General features: G+C 71.0%; 16 protein-coding genes. 11 read left to right on the forward strand and 5 right to left on the reverse strand.

Features of this window, described 5'->3' with window-relative positions; translation table 11 throughout:
- Nucleotides 1–258: 258 nt before the first annotated feature.
- From ybaL to AC1PLR_RS15130, 9 genes are all read left to right on the forward strand, one after another.
- Nucleotides 259–1,938 (forward strand): YbaL family putative K(+) efflux transporter, encoded by a 1,680-nt coding sequence (gene ybaL, locus AC1PLR_RS15090; protein ID WP_481101504.1) that lies wholly within the window; start codon nt 259–261, stop codon nt 1,936–1,938.
- A 203-nt stretch (nt 1,939–2,141) separates the two neighbouring features.
- Nucleotides 2,142–2,873, forward strand: a complete 732-nt coding sequence (locus AC1PLR_RS15095) for an HpcH/HpaI aldolase family protein (RefSeq protein WP_481101505.1) — start codon at nt 2,142–2,144, stop codon at nt 2,871–2,873.
- A gap of 79 nt (nt 2,874–2,952) precedes the next feature.
- Nucleotides 2,953–5,031 carry a TonB-dependent receptor family protein gene (locus AC1PLR_RS15100; RefSeq protein ID WP_481103612.1) on the forward strand — a complete coding sequence of 693 codons (2,079 nt, stop codon included), beginning with the start codon at nt 2,953–2,955 and terminating at the stop codon, nt 5,029–5,031.
- 249 nt (nt 5,032–5,280) lie between these two features.
- The gene (locus AC1PLR_RS15105) at nt 5,281–6,507 is read left to right on the forward strand and encodes an ATP-grasp domain-containing protein (RefSeq protein ID WP_481101506.1); all 1,227 of its coding nucleotides are present in this window, start codon (nt 5,281–5,283) and stop codon (nt 6,505–6,507) included.
- Nucleotides 6,504–8,300, forward strand: a complete 1,797-nt coding sequence (locus AC1PLR_RS15110; protein ID WP_481101507.1) for an IucA/IucC family protein — start codon at nt 6,504–6,506, stop codon at nt 8,298–8,300. The genes AC1PLR_RS15105 and AC1PLR_RS15110 overlap by 4 nt, the downstream gene beginning before the upstream one ends.
- A complete protein-coding gene (locus AC1PLR_RS15115) occupies nt 8,297–9,469 on the forward strand; it encodes an MFS transporter (protein ID WP_481101508.1) in 1,173 nt (390 codons plus the stop codon). Before AC1PLR_RS15110 ends, AC1PLR_RS15115 begins: the two co-directional genes overlap by 4 nt.
- The gene (locus AC1PLR_RS15120) at nt 9,447–11,204 is read left to right on the forward strand and encodes an IucA/IucC family protein (protein ID WP_481101509.1); all 1,758 of its coding nucleotides are present in this window, start codon (nt 9,447–9,449) and stop codon (nt 11,202–11,204) included. Before AC1PLR_RS15115 ends, AC1PLR_RS15120 begins: the two co-directional genes overlap by 23 nt.
- The gene (locus AC1PLR_RS15125) at nt 11,201–12,454 is read left to right on the forward strand and encodes a type III PLP-dependent enzyme (protein ID WP_371181356.1); all 1,254 of its coding nucleotides are present in this window, start codon (nt 11,201–11,203) and stop codon (nt 12,452–12,454) included. Before AC1PLR_RS15120 ends, AC1PLR_RS15125 begins: the two co-directional genes overlap by 4 nt.
- A 53-nt stretch (nt 12,455–12,507) precedes the next feature.
- On the forward strand, nt 12,508–12,822 hold the full coding sequence (locus AC1PLR_RS15130; protein WP_371181355.1) for a PsiF family protein: 315 nt from the start codon (nt 12,508–12,510) through the stop codon (nt 12,820–12,822).
- Nucleotides 12,823–13,096: 274 nt separating this feature from the next.
- Here the strand turns inward: AC1PLR_RS15130 and AC1PLR_RS15135 are convergent, their stop codons facing one another.
- From AC1PLR_RS15135 to AC1PLR_RS15145, 3 genes are all read right to left on the reverse strand, one after another.
- Entirely contained in the window at nt 13,097–14,194 is a 1,098-nt protein-coding gene (locus AC1PLR_RS15135) for a sterol desaturase family protein (protein WP_481101510.1), read from the reverse strand.
- Nucleotides 14,195–14,322: 128 nt separating this feature from the next.
- The gene (locus tag AC1PLR_RS15140) at nt 14,323–15,207 is read right to left on the reverse strand and encodes an AraC family transcriptional regulator (RefSeq protein ID WP_481101511.1); all 885 of its coding nucleotides are present in this window, start codon (nt 15,205–15,207) and stop codon (nt 14,323–14,325) included.
- Nucleotides 15,208–15,280: 73 nt separating this feature from the next.
- Nucleotides 15,281–16,507, reverse strand: coding sequence for an MFS transporter (locus AC1PLR_RS15145; RefSeq protein ID WP_481101512.1), 1,227 nt, complete (start codon nt 16,505–16,507; stop codon nt 15,281–15,283).
- Nucleotides 16,508–16,537: 30 nt separating this feature from the next.
- Between AC1PLR_RS15145 and AC1PLR_RS15150 the strand changes: the two genes are divergently transcribed.
- Nucleotides 16,538–17,368 carry an AraC family transcriptional regulator gene (locus tag AC1PLR_RS15150; protein WP_371181352.1) on the forward strand — a complete coding sequence of 277 codons (831 nt, stop codon included), beginning with the start codon at nt 16,538–16,540 and terminating at the stop codon, nt 17,366–17,368.
- A gap of 278 nt (nt 17,369–17,646) precedes the next feature.
- Here AC1PLR_RS15150 and AC1PLR_RS15155 read toward each other — a convergent pair whose 3' ends face one another.
- Nucleotides 17,647–18,036 (reverse strand): winged helix-turn-helix transcriptional regulator, encoded by a 390-nt coding sequence (locus tag AC1PLR_RS15155; protein ID WP_481101513.1) that lies wholly within the window; start codon nt 18,034–18,036, stop codon nt 17,647–17,649.
- Nucleotides 18,037–18,133: 97 nt separating this feature from the next.
- Here AC1PLR_RS15155 and AC1PLR_RS15160 point away from each other — a divergent pair, with 97 nt between their 5' ends.
- Nucleotides 18,134–18,883, forward strand: coding sequence for an SDR family NAD(P)-dependent oxidoreductase (locus tag AC1PLR_RS15160; protein ID WP_481101514.1), 750 nt, complete (start codon nt 18,134–18,136; stop codon nt 18,881–18,883).
- Between the two features lie 63 nt (nt 18,884–18,946).
- Here AC1PLR_RS15160 and AC1PLR_RS15165 read toward each other — a convergent pair whose 3' ends face one another.
- A complete protein-coding gene (locus AC1PLR_RS15165) occupies nt 18,947–20,983 on the reverse strand; it encodes an FUSC family protein (RefSeq protein ID WP_481101515.1) in 2,037 nt (678 codons plus the stop codon).
- Nucleotides 20,984–21,018: the final 35 nt, after the last annotated feature.

The following is a 21,018-nucleotide window of genomic DNA, read 5'->3' on the forward strand; positions in this document are numbered from 1 at the left end:
TCCCATTCGTGCTGTCGGGGAGCGACATTCCGGACCGTGTCGCGGCACCGCCGACGTGGCCGATTGCGCGATGATCGTCGCCCGCCACGCCGGTCCCCCAGGCCGGCGCGGCCGGGTTCCGCCGCTCCCGCCAGACGCGCCTGGGGTGGATTCTGGCAGCGCCGAGCCGAGCGCCGTGTCCACGCTGCCAGCCACACCGATTTGCCGACAAAAGCCCCGATCGGCGACACTCCAGGCTTCCTTGTTCTGCGATCCTGAATGCATCACGACACCAGTCTCATCGACATCATCGCGGTCGGGCTCGCGCTCGCCTTCGTCCTCGGCACGCTCGCCCATCGCCTCAAGCTCTCGCCGCTGGTCGGCTACCTGGTGGCGGGCATCTGCGTGGGGCCGTTCACGCCGGGCTTCGTCGCCGACCAGGCCCTGGCCACCCAGTTGTCGGAACTGGGGGTGATGCTGCTGATGTTCGGGGTGGGGCTGCACTTCTCGCTCGAAGACCTGATGGAAGTGAAGTGGATCGCGATCCCCGGCGCGCTGGCGCAGATCGCGGTCGCCACCCTGCTCGGCTGGGGGCTGGCCTTGAGCATGGGCTGGCCGACCCTGCACGGCCTGGTGTTCGGCCTGGCGCTGTCGGTGGCCAGCACCGTGGTGCTGCTGCGGGCGATGGAGGAACGGCGCCTGCTGGAAACCCAGCGCGGGCGCATCGCGGTCGGCTGGCTGATCGTGGAGGACCTGGTGATGGTGCTGGCGCTGGTGCTGCTGCCGGCGCTGGCCGACGCGCTTGGCGGCAAGGGCGCCGACACCGGGGCGATCCTCGGCGCGCTCGGCGTCACCCTGCTGAAGATGGCCGCGTTCGTGGCGGTGATGCTGGTGGTCGGCCGCCGCGCCATCCCGTGGGCGCTGGAGAAGGTCGCCGCGACCGGCTCGCGCGAACTGTTCACCCTGTCGGTGCTGGCGATCGCGCTGGGCGTGGCGTTCGGCTCGGCCACCCTGTTCGGCGTGTCGTTCGCGCTGGGCGCGTTCTTCGCCGGCATGCTGCTGAAGGAGTCCGAGCTCAGCCACAAGGCCGCCAACGACTCGCTGCCGCTGCGCGACGCCTTCGCGGTGCTGTTCTTCGTCTCGGTGGGCATGCTGTTCGACCCGCACATCCTGGTCGAGCATCCCTGGCAGGTGCTGGCCACCTTCCTGACCATCACCGTCGGCAAGTCGCTGGCCGCGTTCGTGATCGTGCGGGCGTTCGGCCACCCCACCGGCATCGCCCTCACCATCTCCACCAGCCTGGCGCAGATCGGCGAGTTCTCCTTCATCCTCGCCGGCCTCGGCGTGAGCCTGGCGATCCTGCCCGAGACCGGCCGCGACCTGATCCTGGCCGGCGCGCTGCTGTCGATCATCGCCAACCCGTTGCTGTTCAGCTGGCTGGACCGCTGGCAGGCGCGCCAGGCGGTGGAGGCGCCGGTGACGGTGGAACCGGAGCTGCCGCCGGGTCCGTCGCTGGATCTGGTCGACCACGCCATCGTGATCGGCTATGGCCGGGTCGGCAGCGCGCTGGCGGCGGTGCTGCGCGAGCGCGGCGTGCCGGTGCTGGTGATCGACGACAACCGCGACCATGTCGAACGCGCCCACGCCGACGGCATCCCCGGCATCCGCGGCAGTGCCGCCGCCGACCGCGTGCTGGCCGAGGCGCATCCGGAGAAGGCCAAGATCGCGATCCTGGCGATCCCGCAGCCGCTGGAGGCCGGCGAGGCCCTGGCCAAGCTGCGTGCGCTGAATCCGGCGTTGACCCTGCTGGCGCGGGCGCACAGCGATGCCGAGGTCAAGCACCTGCTCGACCACGGCGCCGACGGCACGGTGATGGCCGAGCGCGAACTGGCCTATTCGCTGGCGGAAATGGTGATGGCGACGCCGCCGTACCGGGGGATGCGCGCCGCCGCGCGCTGAGGCCTTGACTGCAGGGATTGGGGATTAGGGATTGGGGATTCGCAAAAGCGGCTCCTCTTCGGCGAGTGAGTCGCAGCGAAAAGCGCGGTAGCGCACAGAAAGCGTCTACAGCAGCCGTGAAGCCTTGCAGCGAATCTTCTTGATAAGCATTCTCGTTTGCGGCAGGATTGCGCTCCCTTCCCCAGTTCCGCTCGCCCTCCCCCATGGCCTGCAAGATCGGGTTGCTCAACTCCGTGCCCAGTGCCCTGCTGTGCGAGATGTTCGGGCATGTCGGCTACGACTTCGCGGTGCTGGATCTGGAACACGTGCTGCGCTCGCCGGCCGAGCTGGAACACGCCATCCGCGCCTGCGAGCTGGGCGGCTGCGAAGCCTGGGTGCGGGTGCCCGAGGTCGACGCCAAGCTGATCGGCCGGGTGCTCGACGCCGGCGCCCGCGGCGTGGTGCTGGCCGGGCTGGACAGCGCCGAGCAGGCCGAGCGCGCGGTTGCCGCCGCGCACTTCCCGCCGCACGGCCGCCGCGGCATCACCGGTGGCCGCGTCACCGGCTTCGGCAGCGTGGCCCTGGCCGACTACATCGCCCGCAGCCGTGAGCGCCTGCGCGTGATCCCGATGATCGAAAGCGCCGCCGGCGTGCGCGCGCTGCCGCAGATCCTGCAGGTCCCCGGCGTGTCGCTGGTAATGGAAGGCGCATTGGACCTGGCGCTGGACCTGGGCGTTGGCCCGCAGCCCACCCACCCGCAGGTCTGGGAGCAGTTGCTGGCGATCGACGCGGCCTGTCGCGCCGCCGGCGTCCCGTTCTGCCCCAATCCGCGCGACGCTGCGCAACGCGCGCACTGGCTGGCGCAGGCGGATCTGCAGTGGCTGTTCGCCGGCGAGGACCGCGCGCTGCTGCAGGCCGCATTGCGCCAGCGCGCGGCCGACCTGCGCAGCCCCTGACCGTTTCGTTCCTGTTGGAGTCGTCGTCTTGATCGCTTCGCTTTCCCCTTCGCTGCTGGCCGTCGCCCTCGCCGCCGCCATGCTCGCTCCCACCAGCGTGCGCGCCGAGGACACCCCGCCCGACGCCGACGCGCAGGCGCGGATCCGCCAGCTCGACGCGGTGCAGGTGCAGGGCAGCCTGCTCGGCCGCTCCACCGTCGAGGACGTGCAGCACTACGCCGGCAGCCGCCAGGTGATCGACAACGCGCAGCTGCGCACCGGCGCCAACCGCTCGCTGGACGACGCGCTGCAGAAGGTGCCGGGCATCAAGGTGTTCGACGAGACCGGCACCGGCGCGCTGCCGCAGATCATGCTGCGCGGCCTGTACGAGAGCCGCAGCGGCCGCGTGCAGGTGCTGGAGGACGGCATTCCGCTGGCGCTGGCGCCGTACGGGCAGACCAGCCTGTCGCTGTTCCCGGTCGGCCTGAACCAGATCGACCGCATCGACATCGTGCGCGGCGGCGCGGCGGTGCAGTACGGCCCCAACAACGTCGGCGGCGTGATCAACCTGATCAGCCCGGACATCCCCACCACCTGGACCACGACGCTGGGCCAAAAGGTCACCGCCGGCGGCGCCGGGCATTACCTGGGCGACACCGCGATCAGCACCGGCGGCTACGCCAGCGACACGTTCGGCGTGCAACTGGACGCCAACTGGACCAAGGGCGACTACTGGCGCGAACACAGCGCCACCGACATCAAGAACCTGCGCCTGCGCGCGGAATGGTGGCTGGCGCCGGACAAGCTGCTCAAGGCCAGCGTGCAGCGCTACGTCGCCGACATGGACATGGCCGGCGCCTTGTCCGTCGCCGACTACCTGCGCGATCCGCGCCAGTCGACGCGGCCGCTGGACGAATTCACCGGCCGCACCACCCGCGCCTCGCTGGTCTACGAGCAGGACTTCGGCGATGTAGGGCCGTTCCAGGACCTGCGCCTGGACTGGAGCAATTTCAGCGCGCGCAGCAGCCGCAACTTCATCGTCGGCATGCGCTCGGCGGCCAGCGAGACCTGGCGCCCCGACCTGCCGCCGCAACTGCGGCAGAGCGCGCCACGCGATTTCCGCGTCTATGGCAGCGAGCCGCGGCTGAGCTGGACGATGGGCGACGGCGCGGTGCGCCAGCAGTGGACGCTGGGCGCGCGCGCGATCAACGAGGACATCGACTTCCTGGTCGGCAACACCCGCCTCAGCGATGGCCTGTACACCCTGGTGCGCGACTGGCGCTTCAAGGACCGTGGCGCGGCGGCCTACGTGAGCGACGCGATTTCCCTGGCCGACGGCCGCGTCACCGTCACCCCCGGCCTGCGCTACGAACAGGTCGATTCGCGCTACTACAACCTGGCCAGCGGCGTGCGCACGCGCAACAAGACCGACGACGTGCTGCCCGGCCTGACCCTGGGATTCCAGGCCACTCCACAGTGGTACCTGTACGCCGACGGGCAGCGCTCGCTGCGCGCGCCGCAGGTCACCCAGATCATCTTCGGCGACAACCTCGACGCCGAACTGGCCTGGAACTACGAGGCCGGCGCGCGCTACCAGCCCAACGAACGCACTCGTGTGCAGTTCGGCGGCTACCTGATCGACTTCGACCAGCAGATCCAGCTCGACAACACCACGCGCACCTATCGCAACCTCGGCAAGACCCGCCACCAGGGCGCCGAAGTGGAAGTGCAGTGGAGCCCGACGCAACTGCGCGCGCTGACCCTCAACGCCGGCTACGCCTACCTGGACGCGCGGCAGGAATCGGGCGTGTACGACGGCAATCGCGTGCCCTACACCTCGCGCAACCAGCTCACCCTCGGTGCGTCGTACCGGCCCGACTCCGGTCATACCACCGTCGCCGTTTCCAGCTATTACTTCAGCCGCGCCTTCAGCGATGCGGCCAACACCGTGCAGGAGAACGCGATCGCATCGGTCGGCGAACTGCCTTCCTACTGGGTGTGGAACGCGCAGCTGAGCCAGGTGCTCAGCGAAGGTGCCAGCGGCAAGCTCAGCGCGTCGCTGGCGGTCAACAACCTGTTCGATCGCAAGTACTGGTACCGCGGCATCGACACCAGCCCCTGGGGCCGGCAGCCGGCGCCGGGCCGCAGCGTCACCGTCGGCCTCGAGTACACGTTCTGATCCATCCCGGCGTCGGACGACGACGCCGGACGCCGCACCACCGCGCGCCACCACGGCGCGCCGCCGCCCGCGGGAGACGCGGACCAGTGCAACGGACGCAGCCGCGTCCTTTCCCACCCAGCGCGCGCCCGATGCGATGCGCCAGGCAACCACGCGACCCTGCCGCAGCCGCGGCGCATGCCTCCCGTGTCCGCCTCCGCGCGGCCGCGCCGGCGGCGTGCATGCGCCTGCGCCCGACGAGACCCGCACATGACCCCGCACGACGCTCCCCTGCTGATCCTCAGCCACGTCTGCCACCCGGCGGTGACCGATGGCTTCCTCCCCGCCGCGCAGCGCCTGGGCGTGCCGGTGCTGCTGCTGACCGACCACCGCCACGCCCACCTCGAGCACTTCCGCCGCCATCCGCCGGCCGCACCGGTGCAGGTGCTGGAGTGCGACGTGTTCAATCCGCTGGGCGTGCTCGACCTGCTCGGCAGCCTGCCGCAGCCGCCGCGCGCAGTGTTCAGCAACAGCGATCACCTGCAGACCAGCGCCGCCGTGGTCGCCGCCGCGCTCGGCGTGCCCGGCAAGGACTGGCAGGTCTGCTACGCGGCCAAGAACAAGGCGGCGATGCGCCAGCGGCTGCGCGCGCTCGGCCTGCCGGCGCCCTGGTTCTGCAGCCTGGCGCCGGGCACGCAACCGCCGGCGCAGGCGCCGTGGCCGCTGATCGCCAAGCCGCGCGAAGGCGTGGCGAGCATGGACGTGCGCCACTGCGCCGACACAGCGGCGCTGCAGACCTACCTCGATGATTTCTGGCAGCGCCACCCACAGCGCAGCGTGCTGCTGGAAAGCGTGCTGGACGGCCCGCTGTTCACCCTGGAAACGCTCGGCGACGGGCACCACCTGCAGCCGATCGGCGGCTTCGACGTGCAGCTCTCGGAGCCGCCACATTTCGTCGAGTGCGAGGCGCGCTGGCGCGGTGCCACCGACACCGCGGTCGTGCAGCAGGCGCTGGCGCAACTGCAGGCGTTCGGCATCGGCTTCGGCGTGTGCCACAGCGAGTTCATCCTCACCGCCGACGGCCCGGTGCTGGTGGAGATCAACTATCGCAGCATCGGCGACGGCCGCGAATTCCTGCTCGACCGCCTGTTCGGCGGGCACTGGTTCGACAGCGTCCTCGGCCTGCACCTGGGTCGGCCACTGCCTACGCTGCAGGCGCGCCGCGCGCACGCCCTGGTGCGCTACTACGTGGCCGAGCACGACGGCACACTGGCCGTGGCCAGTGCCGACCACGCCAGCAGCGACGCGCACTGGGAAGCGCGCTACCGGCGCCTGCGGCAACCCGGCGACGCCATCCGCCTGAGCCATTCCAACAAGGATTACCTGGGCGTGCTGGACGTGCTCGCCGACACCGAGGCGGACCTGCAGCAGGCGCTGGCCAGCACCGAGGCGTCGCTGCACTGGCGCACCGACAGCAGCATCGGAGCGGCCGCATGAGCCAGGACGCCGACCGCCGCTACATCGACCTGCGCGTCATCGATGCCTGCCTGCGCGAAGACCTGCGCGGCATCGTCAGCCGCGGCGCTGCCGCCACCCCGCCGCCGGCGGTGCTCGCCGCCTGGGCGCAGGCACCGCTGCCCGCGGACGCCATCTGGTGGCGCATCGCGCACCTGCCCGACGGCGAACTGTGGCTGCCGCTGCGCCGCGCCGGCTACCTGCAGACGGTGAGCGCCTGCAGCGACGACTGGGTGCTGCACACCGGGCAGCACAGCGCCTGCGAATCCGGCGCGGCGCAATGGCTGGCGCGGCTCGGCGCCGGGCTCGATGCGGAGACGCAGGCGTTGCATCGCGCCTATGTCGAAGAAGCCGAGTGCGCGGTGCGCCAGCGTGCGCTGGCGCGGCAGGCCTATGCGCAGCAACGTCCGCTGCTGGCCACCGCGCTGGACGCCGCCGACGCGCACGAACGCGCCTACCGCTGCGAACAACTGGCCAGCCACCGCGACCATCCGTTCTATCCCAGCGCGCGTGCCAAGCTCGGCCTGGACGACGCCGACCTGCCGCGCTACGCGCCGGAGTTCGGCCCCAGCTTCGCGCTGCGCTGGCTGGCGCTGCCGGCCGCGCAGGTCACCCAGACCACACCGCCGCCGGCGTTCTGGCCGCGCCCGAGCATGCTCGGCCTGGACCCGGCGCTGGACGCCGACCATGTCGCCTGGCCGCTGCATCCGCTGATCTTCGAACGCCTGGGCGAGGACGGCTTTGCCCTGCCGGCGGGCGCCATCGCCGCGCCGCAGCCGTGGCTGCAGGTGCGGCCCTCGCTGTCGTTGCGCACGGTGATTCCGCTGGCGTTTCCCGATCATCATCTGAAGCTGCCGGTGCCGATGCGCACACTGGGCGCACTCAACCTGCGCCTGATCAAGCCGTCCACGCTGTACGACGGGCAATGGTTCGAGCGCGTGCTGCGCGACCTCGCCGCGCACGATCCGTCCCTGGGCGAACGCTACCTGCACGTGGACGAGGCGCATGCCGGCCATGTCGGCGAGACCCGGCACCTGTCCTACCTACTGCGCCGCTATCCGGCGATGCCGGACGCGACCCTGGTCCCCGTGGCCGGCCTGTGCGCGCTGCTGCCCGATGGCCGCCCATTGGCTATGCACTTGGCCGAGCGCTTCCATGGCGGCGACCTCACCGCCTGGTGGGACAGCTACCTGGCACTGATGTGCGAGGTACACCTGCGGCTGTGGCTGCGCTACGGCATCGCGCTGGAGGCGAACCAGCAGAACAGCGTGTTGATCTACGCCGCCGGCCGCGCGCCGCGGCTGCTGATGAAGGACAACGATGCGGCGCGGGTGCTGCTGTCGCGGCTGCACACGCAACGGCCGGCGCTGGCCGCGTTGGGCACGCCGCGCGACACACGCATCCCGGTGCAGGACGACGCCGCGTTGGCGCGGATGTTCTGCACCATCATCCTGCAGCTGGACCTGCAGGCGGTGCTGGAAGGGCTGGCGGAATGGCAGCCAGGGCTGCGCACGGCCCTGTACGCGCTGCTGCGCGCGCGCCTGCACGGCACCCTGCGTAGCTTGCGCGAAGAAGGCATCGACACCGCGCCGGCGCAGGCGCTGCTGGACGCGCCCACGCTGCCGGTGAAGTACCTGCTCAGCGCCGGCAGCCTGCTCGGCAAGCAGATCACCGGCGCGGCGGACATCAACAAGTTCTACGGCGACAGCGCGCCCAACCTGCTGCGCGAAGATACGCTGGCTACGCGCGCGGCCGCAGCCGGGACGGCACGATGAAGCGCATCCTCGGCCCGGTGCTGGCCGCGCACTACCTGGCGGCCTTCACCGCGCTGGGCATGCCGCTGTTCCTGCCGCAGGTGCTGCAGCAGCTGGCGCCCGGTGCGGCGATCGGCTGGAGCGGCGTGCTCTACGTGCTGCCGACGCTGTGCACCGCGCTCACCGCCAGCGCCTGGGGCCGGCTGGCGGATCGCTACGGACGCAAGCGCTCGCTGCTGCGCGCGCAGCTCGGCCTGGCGCTGGGCTTCGTCATGGCTGGCTTCGCGCCGAACCTCGGCTGGCTGGTCGCCGGCCTGGTCGTGCAGGGCGCGTGCGGCGGCTCGCTGGCCGCGACCAACGCTTATCTCAGCAGCCAGGCGCAGCACGGCTCGCTGGCGCGGGCGCTGGACTGGACCCAGTTCTCGGCGCGGCTGGCGATGGTCACCGCCCCCGCCCTGCTCGGCCTGGCCACCACGCTGGGCCCGGCGCAGTCGCTGTACCGCTACCTGGCGCTGCTGCCGCTGCTCGCCTTCGCGCTGAGCTGGCGCTTGCCGGACGATCCGCCACGCGCGCCGGCGACAACCACGTCCACGCCTTCCCTGCCGCACACCGATGCCGCGCAGCGCCGCCAGCGCTGGGCGCTGTGGACCACGCAGTTCCTGTTCTGCTTCGCGATGGTGGTGACCTTCCCGTACTTCCTGCCGTATGCGCAGGCGCACGGCATCGGCAGCAGCGCGGTCGCCGGCCTGCTGTACAGCCTGCCGCACCTGGTCTACCTGGTGCTGATGCCGTGCTGGCGCGGCCGCGACCACCGCGCATCGCCGCTGCCGGCGGGTCTGGCGCTGTTCGCCCTGGCCTGCCTGCTGCAGATGGCGCCGCCCGCGCCGGGCTGGCTGATCGCCGCGCGGCTGCTGTTCGGCCTGAGCATGTGGATGGCCCTGCGCGGCCTCAACCGCAGCCTAGCCGAGATCGCCGGCGGGCGCGGCGCTGGCCAGCTATTCGGCCGCTTCGATGCTGCCGGCAAGTACGCCGGCGTCGCCGGCGGCGCCCTCGCCGGCGCCCTGGTGCAAGGCCATGGTCTGGCCGTGCCGTTCCTCGCCGCCGCAGCGGCCGCCCTGCTGGCGCTGCTGCCGGCCCTGATGCTCACGTCCGTTCGGAGAACCGTCCATGTCCCCGTTGCCGATGCATGACCCGTGGCACGACAGCCTGGCGCAAGCGCAGGCGATCACCTGCTGGCTCAACTGCTACCTGCGCGAAGTCGCGCTCGGTCGCGGCCAGGCCGACTTCGACTACCGCGGCCTGGACCGTCCCGGCGTGGCCGCCGCCGGCGAACGCTGGCTACGCCTGCAACTGCCCTCGGGCGCGACGCTGTGCGTGCGCCTGGCGCATGCAGACCGCCTGGGCCGCTGCCGCTTCGCCTCGGCGCCCTACCTGAAGGCCGACGGCCGTCCGTGGCACTGCCTGGACGCTGAGGCGCTGGTGCGCCTGCTGCTGCAGGAACTCAGCGAAGGCGAGCACGCGCCCAACCTGGAACTGCTGGCGCAGAGCGCCAACAGCGTCGCCATCACCGCGCAACTGCTGCGCCAGGCCGACGCCGCCCAGCCCACCGGCGAGGCGCTGATCGATGCCGAGCAATCGATGCTGTGGGGCCACGCCTTCCATCCCACGCCCAAGAGCCGCGAGGGCGTGCCGCTGGACCAGGTGCTGGCGTGCGCGCCGGAAGCGCGCAGCGCCTTCCCGCTGTTCTGGTTCCGCATCGACCCGCGCCTGTACCGTGCGCAAGGCCATGACGTGCGCGCGACGCTGGCGCAGGCTGGCGGCGGCGCCGACCTGTATCCGTGCCACCCGTGGGAAGCCGAGCGCGTGCTGGCACATCCGCTGCTGCGCCAGGCGCAGGCGCGCGGCTGGATCGAACCGCTGGGCGAACGCGGCCTGGCGCTGCGCCCGACCTCGTCGGTGCGCACGCTGTATCACGCCGACCTCGATCATTTCCTCAAGCTGTCGGTGCACGTGCGCCTGACCAACTGCGTGCGCAAGAACGCCTGGTACGAACTGGAAAGCGCAGTGGCGCTGACCCGCCTGCTGGCGCCGGACTGGCAGGCGCTGGCGCAGCGCGTGCCCGGCTTCCACGTGCTGCTGGAGCCGGCCGCCACCGACCTGGACTTCTCCGCGCTGGAGGCCGATGCGCAGGCCTGCCGCGAACTCGGCGAGAGCTTCGGCGTGCTGTACCGGCAGGCGATCCCCGCGGCGCAGCGGGCGCGCTATCGCCCGCAGGTGGCCGGTGCGCTGTTCACCAACGACGCGCGCGGCGAGCCGGCCTGCACCGCCGCGCTGCAGGCGCTGGCGCAACGCAGCGGCAGCAGCCTGGAGGCGGCCACCGCAGCCTGGTTCCGCGCTTACGCACAGTTACTGCTGGACGGTGTGTGGAGCGCCTGGTTCGGCTACGGCATCGTGCTGGAGCCGCACCTGCAGAACACCGTGATCGGTTGCGAAGACGGCCTGCCGACGCAGGTGTGGATCCGCGACCTCGAAGGCACAAAGCTGCTGCCTTCGCGCTGGCCGGCCGCGCGCCTGCCCGGCATGTCCGAGACCGCACGGCAGTCGCTGTACTACAGCGCCGAACGCGGCTGGAACCGCATCGCCTACTGCGCACTGGTCAACAACCTGGCCGAAGCGATCTTCCACCTCGCCGACGGCCACGACCGCCGCGAACGCCAGCTGTGGCAGATCGTCGGCGACATCGCGCGCGCATGGCAGCAGCGACACGGCACGCAACCGGCACTGCAGGCCCTGCTCGACGGCGCGCCACTGCCGGCCAAGAACAACCTGCGCCTGCGCCTGCTGCAGCGTGCCGACCGCCATGCCGACTACAGCTTCCTGCCCAACCCGATCGGCAGCGCCGCGCTGCAGCAGGCGGCGGCATGAGCCTGCGCATCGATCCCGCCCCCCTGCACGCGGCGCTGGCGCAATTGCGCGCGCAGGCCGACGGCCCGGTCTGCGCGTATGTCTACGACCTGGCGGCGCTGCAGGCGCATGCGGCGATGCTGCGCGCACACCTGCCTGCCGAGTGCGAGCTGTTCTATGCGGCCAAGGCCAATGCCGAACCGCCGGTACTGCGCACGCTGGCGCCGTGGGTGGACGGCTTCGAAGCGGCCTCCGGCGGCGAACTGCAATGGCTGCACACGCATCAGCCGAGCCGCCGGCTGCTGTTCGGTGGCCCCGGCAAGCTCGACAGCGAACTGCAGCTGGCCGCCAGCCTCCCCGACTGCAGCGTGCATGTGGAAAGCCTGGGCGAGCTGCAGCGGCTGGCGCGCATCGCCGCATCGAGGGAGCGGCCGCTGTCGGTGTTCCTGCGCCTGAACATCGTGGTGCCGGGCATGCAGGACACGCGCCTGGTGATGGGCGGGCGGCCCTCGCCGTTCGGCCTGGACGTGGACGACCTGGACGCGGCCATGCAGGTGCTGCGTTGCGCGCGCGGACTGCGCCTGGATGGCTTCCACTTCCACCTGCTGTCGCACCAGCGCGATGCGCACCTGCAATTGCGCCTGATCGCGCACTACCTGCAGACCGTGCAGGGCTGGCGCCAGGCCTACGCGCTTGGGCCGCTGACGGTGAATGCCGGTGGCGGCTTCGGCGTGGACTACGCCGATCCGGCGGCCTCGTTCGACTGGGCCGCGTTCTGCGCGGGCCTGCCGACGCTGCTGCGCACGCATGGCGAAGGCCTGCGCCTGCGTCTGGAGCCGGGCCGCTACGTCAGCGCCGCCTGCGGCTGGTACCTGATGGAGGTGCTGGACATCAAGCGCAGCCATGGCGCGCAGTTCGCCATCAGCCGCGGCGGCACCCATCATTTCCGCACGCCGGCCGCGCAAGGCCACGACCATCCGTTCCTGGTGCTGCGCGGCACGCAGCCACCGGTGCTGCGCGATGCGCGGGTGACACTGGTCGGCCAGTTGTGCACGCCCAAGGACGTGCTGGCACGCGACCAGCCGGTCGCCGCGCTGGCACCGGGCGACTGCCTGGCGTTCCCGCTGGCCGGCGCCTACGCCTGGAACATCTCGCACCAGCAGTTCCTGATGCATCCACCACCGCAGATGCTGTTCCTTGAAGGCCCGGCGCAGGCCGCCGACGCCGTGCCGCAGCGCCGCATTGCCGACCCGGCCACCGCCGCGTCATGATCCGCTCGCCCGTGCCGGCGCACCCTGCCGGCACACCATCCGGAGCTGCCGCCATGACCCGTTCCGCTCGCTTCGCCGCCACCTGTTTGCTGCTGAGCTTCACCGCCGCCCCGCTGCTGGCCACCGCCGCGACCAAGCCACCGACCGCACAACAGACCCTGATGGCCAAGTGTTCGGCCCAGAACAAGGGCAAGAAAGGCGACGAGTACAAGAGCGCGCAGAAGGCCTGCCTCAGCGGCGGCACCGCGCCGGCGGCCGGCAACGCCTCGCAGCAACGCATGAAGGACTGCAACGCGCAAGCCGCGACGCAGAAACTGCAGGGCGACGCCCGCAAGACCTTCATGAGCGGTTGTCTCAAAAAGCAGTGAGCCCAGTAAGCCCCTCTCCCCCCGGGAGAGGGGTTGGGGTGAGGGTCCGGCGCGAAGCGTCTCGCGATGTTTGGGTGCACGAGGCTGCGCCCGTACCCTCATCCGCCCCTTCGGGGCACCTTCTCCCGAGGGGAGAAGGAAAAAGCTAAGCCCCTCTCCCCTCGGGAGAGGGGCTGGGGTGAGGGTACGACAGCCAGCGAGACCGGTAACAACCGCATTGCCAACCGCCACCGCTCTTACGAATCCCCAATCCCGACTCCCCAATCCCGGCCCTTCAACCATTCGACGCCGGCGTAGAAGCCGCAGCCGCAGGCGGCTCGACATGCAGTGGCAAACCAGCATGATCCACCGGGATCGGCGCATAGTCCTCGCCGAACGCGACCTCGCCCGGCGTCCATCCGGAACGCCGCCGCACCGCGCCCCAGAAGCGCTTGAGTCCTTCCACCTGCAGCGCCACCAGGCCCAGCTCGTTGTCGCGGTCCACCATCGGGTCGCCCACCCCGGTCGGCCGCACCGGCTCGCCGTATAGCGCGGTGCCGAACAGCACGTCCCAGAACGCGAACACCTGGCCGAAGTTGCAGTTGTGCAGGCCCGGCCGCTCCGGGTCCACGCGCATGTGGTGCAGGCGATGGAACGGCGGATCGACCAGGATCTTGTCGAGCACCGGGCCGAAGCCGAAACGGGTGTTGGCATGCGACAGGTTCTGCACCAGCTCGCCGAGCAGCATCAGCCAGGCGAACTCGTCGGCCTCGATGCCGAAGGCGATGCCCACCGCCGCCAGCACGAACGACTGCAGCATGCCGTCCAGATAGTTGCTGCGGTCGTTGGCCCAGCAGCTGAGCTGGCGCTGGCTGTGGTGCATGCTGTGCATCGCCCACCACCACGGCATCCAGTGCTGCACCCGGTGCATCCAGTAGTAGGTGAAGTCGTAGGCCAGGTAGTACAGCGCGAACAGCACCAGCGGATGCTGGTCCAGCCACGGCCACAGATGGCGCAGGCCGGTCTCCGGCGCCGCCGCGGCGTTGGGGTCGGCGCCGCCCAGCGCGTTCACCACCGGGGTCAGGATCAGGAACGAGAACAGCGGGAACACCCCGATCAGCATCAACCAGGTGTAGTGGAAGTCGATCCGCGCCAGCCGCCGATGGTCCCAGCGCTCGGCCGGCCACAGGCTCTCCAGCGGCCGGAACAGCACACCGATGATGGACAGTTGCAGCGCGGCCACCAGCAGCGAGGCGGCGATGTCGTGCGGATCGTCGCTGAGCCCGGTCAGGTGCAGCGCCGCCAGCAGCGGCACCACCGCATGGCTGGCGACCAGGTCGACCAGCGTGGACCAGGCGTGGGCAACGGACGAGACCAGGGCGATGACAGGCATGCGGAGACGGCGATGGGGGCACGACGGCCGGCGCGACAGCATGCGGCCGCTGGCTTTCGCCAAGCTGTCCACGTCGCCGCGCTGTCGCCCCGGCACCGCCCCCCATGCAGGCCGTTGCGGGTGTGCCTTCAGCCGCGCAGGCGGCGGACCGGCACGCACAGGTCCGCACGCAGGTCGGCCTCGTCCACTGCTTCCGGGTCGTCCAGATAGATGTGATGCACCGGCGCCTCGCGCAGCGCATGGCCGCTGTGCGGCAGCCAGTCGCGCAACACCCGGTCCAGCGCCGATTCCAGGCCCGCGTACGCGCCGACCTGGCGCAGCACCGCGTAGTCGCCGCCGCCGAGCGTGCGCCGCACGAACGGTCGCGTCGGCGCCACCACCGCATCGAATCCCATCGCGCACTCGAACACATGCGCAGCGGCAGGCACATCGCGGTGGTCGCTGAGCGGAATCCCGGCCAGCGTCTGCAGGCGCTCGGCCACGCCGGCGCGCTGCGCCCAGGCGAACAGGCGACCGAAGCCGGCATCGAGCGCGTCGAAGGCGCCGCGCCGGCGCAACACCACCACCTCGAATGGTGTCAGGGTCTGTACCGTCACCTGCAACGGCGCCGCATCCTGCGCCGGCACCGGCGGCTGCAGCAGCGCCTGGATACTTGCCGCCAGCGCCGCGGGATCTGCGCGCAGCCCGCTCGGACTGAGCCCGAGCAGGCTGCGCACACCACGCGCGAACGCCTGCGGCGTCTCGTAGCCCACCGCCAGCGCGATCTCGCCGACCGTCCTGGGACCGGCCAGGAAATGCAAGGCGCGCACCAGCCGCAAGCGCTGCACGCTGCTGCCGACGGTCTCGCCGGTCATGGCGCGGTAGACGCGATGGAAATGGAACGGCGACTGGTGCGCCACTGCCGCCAGTTCGGCGAGGTCGGGCAGCGCGTCGCCGGCCTGCAAGCGCTGCTGCAGCAATGCCAGCGCCCGTTCGATGCCGCGCTGCTGCGAGGAAGTCCGTGTCGAAGGCATGGCCGATCTCCGTGAGGTCGACCTCAGTGTGCCGTAGCGGCAGGCGCCGCGCGGTTCCGATCTTGCGCGATCGTCAGGCCGTCGGCCGCCGGCTCGGCAGCAGTGCGGCGACGATGCCCAGCAGCGGCAGGAACGACATCACCTGGTACACGAAGACGATGCCGTGGTGGTCGGCGAGCAGGCCCAGCACCGCCGCGCCCAGGCCGCCCATGCCGAAGGCGAAACCGAAGAACAGCCCGGAGATGGTGCCGATGCGCCCGGGCATCATCTCCTGCGCGTAGACCAGGATCGCCGAGAACGCCGAGGACAGCACGAAGCCGATCAGCACGGTCAACGCGGTGGCCGCATGCAGGCCCACGTGCGGCAGCGCCAGCGCGAACGGCGCCACGCCCAGGATCGACACCCAGATCACCGGCTTGCGGCCGATGCGGTCGCCGACCGGGCCGCCGATCAGCGTGCCCAGCGCCGAGGCCAGCAGGAACGCGAACAGGTGCAACTGCGCGCTCTGCACCGAGACGCCGAAGCGCTGGATCAGGTAGAACGTGTAGTAGCTGCTGAGCCCGGCGATGTAGAAATATTTGGAGAAGATCAGCAGCAGCAGGATGCCGACGATGCGCACCACCATGGCCCGCGGCAGTGCCGGTACCGCGGCGACCGGCCGCGGCGCCGCGCGCGCGGCCTGCAGGTGCAGCGCGTACCAGCGCCCGACGTAGGACAGCAGGGCGATGCCGAGCAACGCCGCGCCGCCGAACCAGGCCACGCTGTGGCGGCCGTTGGGCACGATCACCGCCGCGGCGATCAGCGGCCCCAGCGCGGTGCCGGTATTGCCGCCGACCTGGAACACCGATTGCGCCAGGCCATGGCGGCCGCCCGAGGCCAGCCGCGCGATGCGCGAGGATTCGGGATGGAAGATCGCCGAGCCGATCCCGACCAGCGCCGCTGCCAGCAGCACCATGGCGAAGCTGGGCGCATAGGCCAGCAGCAACAGGCCGCACAACGTGGAACTCATGCCCAGCGGCAGCGAGTACGGCGCCGGCCGGCGATCGGTGCGCAGCCCGATCAGCGGCTGGAACAGCGAGGCGGTGATCTGGTACGTGAGGGTGATCAGGCCGACCTGGGCGAAGCTGAGTTGGAACTGGCCCTTGAGCACCGGGTACAGCGCCAGGATCAGCGACTGCATCATGTCGTTGATCAGGTGCGAGGAGGTGATCGCGGCCAGGACGCCGGACGCGACCTTGCGGGGGGCGGCGGGAGCGGCGGGGGAGGAAACGACGGGCGCGGCAGGACGCAAAGTGGACATGGCGGGACGGGCATTGCCGGGAGTGCGTGCATGGTAGGCTTCCCTGTCTCGACCTTCTTGCGCGACATGCCCAGCAACCATCGCAAAAAGGGCGCATTGGTGCCGCGCTCCACGCGCAACGCGGACGACGCGCCCGCCGACGTGGTGTGCAAGGCCGTCGACTACGCACCCGACAGCGCCATCGCCCCGCACCGCCATGCGCGTCACCAGTTGATCTACGCAGTGTCCGGACTGATGGTGGTGCGTTCGGGCCAGGGCCACTGGGTGGTCCCGAGCACGCGCGCGCTGTGGATCCCCGCCGGCACCGAGCACAGCGTGCGCTGGATCGGCAGCTTGCACATGCGCAGCCTGTACATCCGCCCCGCCGCGATCGCCGGCATGCCTGACACGCCGGCGGTGATGGCGGTGGAGCCGCTGCTGGAAGCGCTGATCCGCAGCGCCGCGGAGATCCCCTGGGACCACGCCGCCGACTCGCGCGACGGGCGGCTGATGCGGCTGATCCTGGACGAACTGCACGCGCTGCCGGCGCTGCCGCTGTACCTGCCGCAGCCGCGCGATCCGCGCCTGCTGCGCATCGGCGCCGCGCTCGATGCCGACCCGGCCGACCCCACCACCCTGCACGCCTGGGCCGCGACGCTGGGCGTGGACGTCAAGACCATCCAGCGCCTGTGCCAGCGTGAGCTGCGGATGCGCTTCGGCCAGTGGCGCCAGCAACTGCGCCTGCTGCGCGGGCTGGAGCGGCTGGCCGCCGGCGACCGCATCATCGACGTGGCCGTGGAATTGGGCTACGACAGCCCCAGCGCGTTCACTGCCATGTTCAAGCGCCAGTTCGGGCAGCCGCCGAGCCAGTTCTTCCGTTAGCCGCCGCGGCCGTCCACACGCTGCCGTGGCCACGGCAGTCAACACCGCATCGCGCGGCGCTGCACGCAAGCGCTGCATGTGTGGCTGGCCGACGCCGCCGCCCGCGGCACCGCGGCGCGCGTCGGCCCCCCCGGCGCGGGAATCGGGACACGCGCCGCGTTGCGTGGGGAACGACGTCGGCACCGGGGCGACAGGCCCAGCGCACCGGTCCCGCGGCGCTGCACAACGACGTGCGTGCGGCATGGCAGGGCCGGGCCAGCTTGTGCGACGGGCGACCGCTAGCCGTGGTCGACCTCGGCGGCACGCCGCGCGGCGTCGGCGACGGACGCCGCGCGGCGCACACTGATGCGCTCGATCTCCTGCATGTGCTGCGTGCCCCACTCGCACAGCCCTGCCAGCGCCGCCGCGAGGGACTGCCCGAAGGGCGTCAGCGCGTACTCGACCCTGGGCGGAATCTCCTGGAAGTCGATGCGCGCCACGACCTGATCGCGTTCCAGTTCCTTGAGCTGCTGGATCAGCACCTTGTCGGTCACCCCGCCGATGGCGCGCCGCAACTCGCCGTAGCGGTGCACGTGCTTCGCCAGGTTGTAGAGGATCAGCGGCTTCCACTTGCCGCCAAGCACGGACAGCGCGGCCTCGAGACCGCAGCTGAAAGTGGGATTCGCCATGGTCCGCTCGCTCCGAAGGTACTTACCAAATGGTGCATACTATTCAAAAGAATAGCTCGGTTCTACAGTGCCGCCTCCCCATTCCCTGGAGCGCAGCATGAGCAGGCTCGACGGCAAGATTGCAGTGGTGACCGGCGGCAACAGCGGCATCGGCCTGGCGAGCGCGATCCGCTTCGCCGCCGAAGGTGCGCAGGTCGTCATCGTCGGACGTCGGCAGGAGGAACTGGACAAGGCGTTGCGCCTGATCGGTGCCGACGCCATCGCCATCCCGGGCGACATTTCCAGGCTGGACGATCTGGACCGCGTCTTCGCCCAGGTCCAGGCCGAAAAGGGCCGCATCGATGTGCTGTTCGCCAACGCCGGGCTGGGCGACTTCCAGCCGCTGGGCTCGATCACCGAGGAGTCCTTCGATCGCACCTTCGGCGTCAACGTCAAAGGCACGCTGTTCACCGTGCAAAAGGCGCTGCCGCTGATGCGCGCCGGCGGCTCGGTGATCCTCACCGGCTCCACCACCGGCAGCATGGGCACCGCGGCATTCAGCGTCTACAGCGCGACCAAGGCGGCCCTGCGCAACTTCGCGCGCAGTTGGGCGCTGGACCTGAAAGGCACCGGCATCCGCGTCAACGTGCTCTCGCCCGGGCCGATCGCAACGCCGGGGCTGGACGCGGTGCTGTCCGGCACCGGCCAGCAGGACGCGATCGTCGCGGGCATGACGGCGCAGGTGCCGCTGGGCCGCATCGGGCGCGCGGAAGAAGTCGCGGCGACGGCGCTGTTCCTGGCCTCGGACGAAAGCAGCTTCATGACCGGCAGCGAGGTGTTCGTGGACGGCGGATTCGCGCAGGTCTGACCGACGCGACGCCGGTTACAGCCTGCCGGCACGGCCCGGCTGACCGGTCGAATCGCGCGCCGATCAGGACGGCAGCGTCACCGACGGCGTCAGCGGCACCTGCGCTTGCACGCTGTCCTCAGAGCCGGCCTGGAGGTACTCGCGCGCGCAAAGCGCCATGTCCCACAGCACCATCGCCGTGCGCCAGTGCGCCTGGGCCTGCGCGTCGAGACGGTCGCCCGCCAGAACCGCATGGTGGCGCGCCGCGCGCATGGCCTGCTGGGCCACGCCCGGCAGGTCGCCGCGCGCGAGCCGGCGCAGCACCGCACGCACCCGTGGCCCTGGCGCGTCATCGGTCCGCGCCAGATCGAGCGCGTCGCTGCCCATGCCCAGCGCGCCGAGCAAGGCGGCCAGGTCGCGCTGCAGCGTCGCCTCCGGCAGCGCGGCGGCCAGGCCCAGGCGCGCGCGCATGCGATCGGCCATCAGGCCGAACCATGCGCGTCGTTGCATGCGCCGCGGATGCAGCGCGATCGCCGCGAGATCGGCATCGACCGAACGCCGCAGCCGGCGCAGGTAGCGCTCGGCCCCACTGGGCAGCAGCACGGTGAACATCAGCACGCCGATGCCGATGCCCAGCAACAGCGTCAGCGCGCCATTGAACAGTTGCACCACGCCGGTCGTGGTGCCGTTGAGCGGCCCCACCAGATCGAGGAAGAAGATCGAGCCGCTGGCGCCCAGCGCGGCCGTCGACGGCCGTCGCATCGCCAGCCCAGCCAGGATCAGGAACGGCGCCAGCACCGCCGCCAGCCCGGCGAAATCCTCCACCCACGGCAGCAGCCAGACGATGCACACGAAGGCGGCCAGCGCCGCCAACCCGGCGCCCTTGAGGAAGCCGATGCTCCCGGACACCGGATCGGGCCGGGTCGCATACAGCGCGCACACCACGCCGACGATGGTCACCATGCCGGCACCGGCGCTCCAGCCGCTGTAGACCCAGAACAGCGACGCCGCCCCCATCGCCAGGAAGGCGCGCACTCCGTTGTACGCCGCTTCGTACAGGTCCCGATGGCGGCGCGTGGCGAAGCGACGGCGCGACGGCTGGCCCTGTTCGAACGCCGTCTGTTCCTGCTGGCTGGCCTGCAAGTCGCGCACGATGGTACGCGCGTGTTCCAGCGCGAAGGCGCGGTCGAAGGCGTCGCGCCGCTGCATGCACAGCCGGCGCAGGCGGCGATGGCGCCGATCGAGCCGCCCCAGCGTGGCGGCCAATGCTTCCTCGCCGGGCGAGCGGCCCTCGGCACGCTGGACCAACAGGTCGTGCACGCCGCGCAGCGCGCGCGAAGGCGCGCGTCCATCCAGGCCGACCCGGCACGATTGCGCCGCCAACAGTTGCGCCAGCATCAGGTAACTGATGTGACGCAGGCGCCCGCCCAGCCGCGCGATCTCGCGCGAGCGCGCGGCGGCATAGTCGACCGCGTCGTTGAGCGCCAAGGCGCTGGCGAAGAAGCCGTGGATCTGCGTGCCGGTCGCCTCGCCGCGCAGCAGCCGCGCAGCCAGCGCACTGCCCTGGCGCAGATACGCCTCCAGCCGCGCCTCCAGTGCCGGGCGCGGCGACGCCGGCGAGAAGATCGACGCCATCGCGCCTTCGACCGCAATGCCGAGCAGGATCTCGGTCGCGCGCGCCACGGCGATGTCGAACACCTGCTGCGGATGGGCGGTGGAAGACATGCCCACGATCACCGCCGTGTAGCCGGCCAGCACCACGCCATAGCTGCGGAAGGCCGAGACCACGCTGGCCATGCCGGTGCAGGCACCCAGCCACAGCGCCAGCGCGATCATGAACAACGGCGGCGCCTGGCCGAACAGGCCCATCAACACCACGGCCATGCTCGCCCCCACCAGTGTCCCCACGATGCGGTTGCGCGCCTTGACCACGCTCATGCCGCGGTCGGCCTGGGCCACGATGAAGACCGTCATCGCCGCCCACTTGGGGTCCTCCATCGAACAGAGCAGCGCGATGGCCAGCGCCAGCAGCGCGGCGGCCGTGGTCCGCAGCGCAAACCACACCTCGGGAGAAGGACGGAGACGGACCATCGACATCGCGTCGAAGCTGTGCAGGCGCATGGCCCTCATCGTAGGGCCAGACGGTTTTCAGCATA

The organism is Xanthomonas sp. NCPPB 3570 (genome assembly GCF_056725115.1).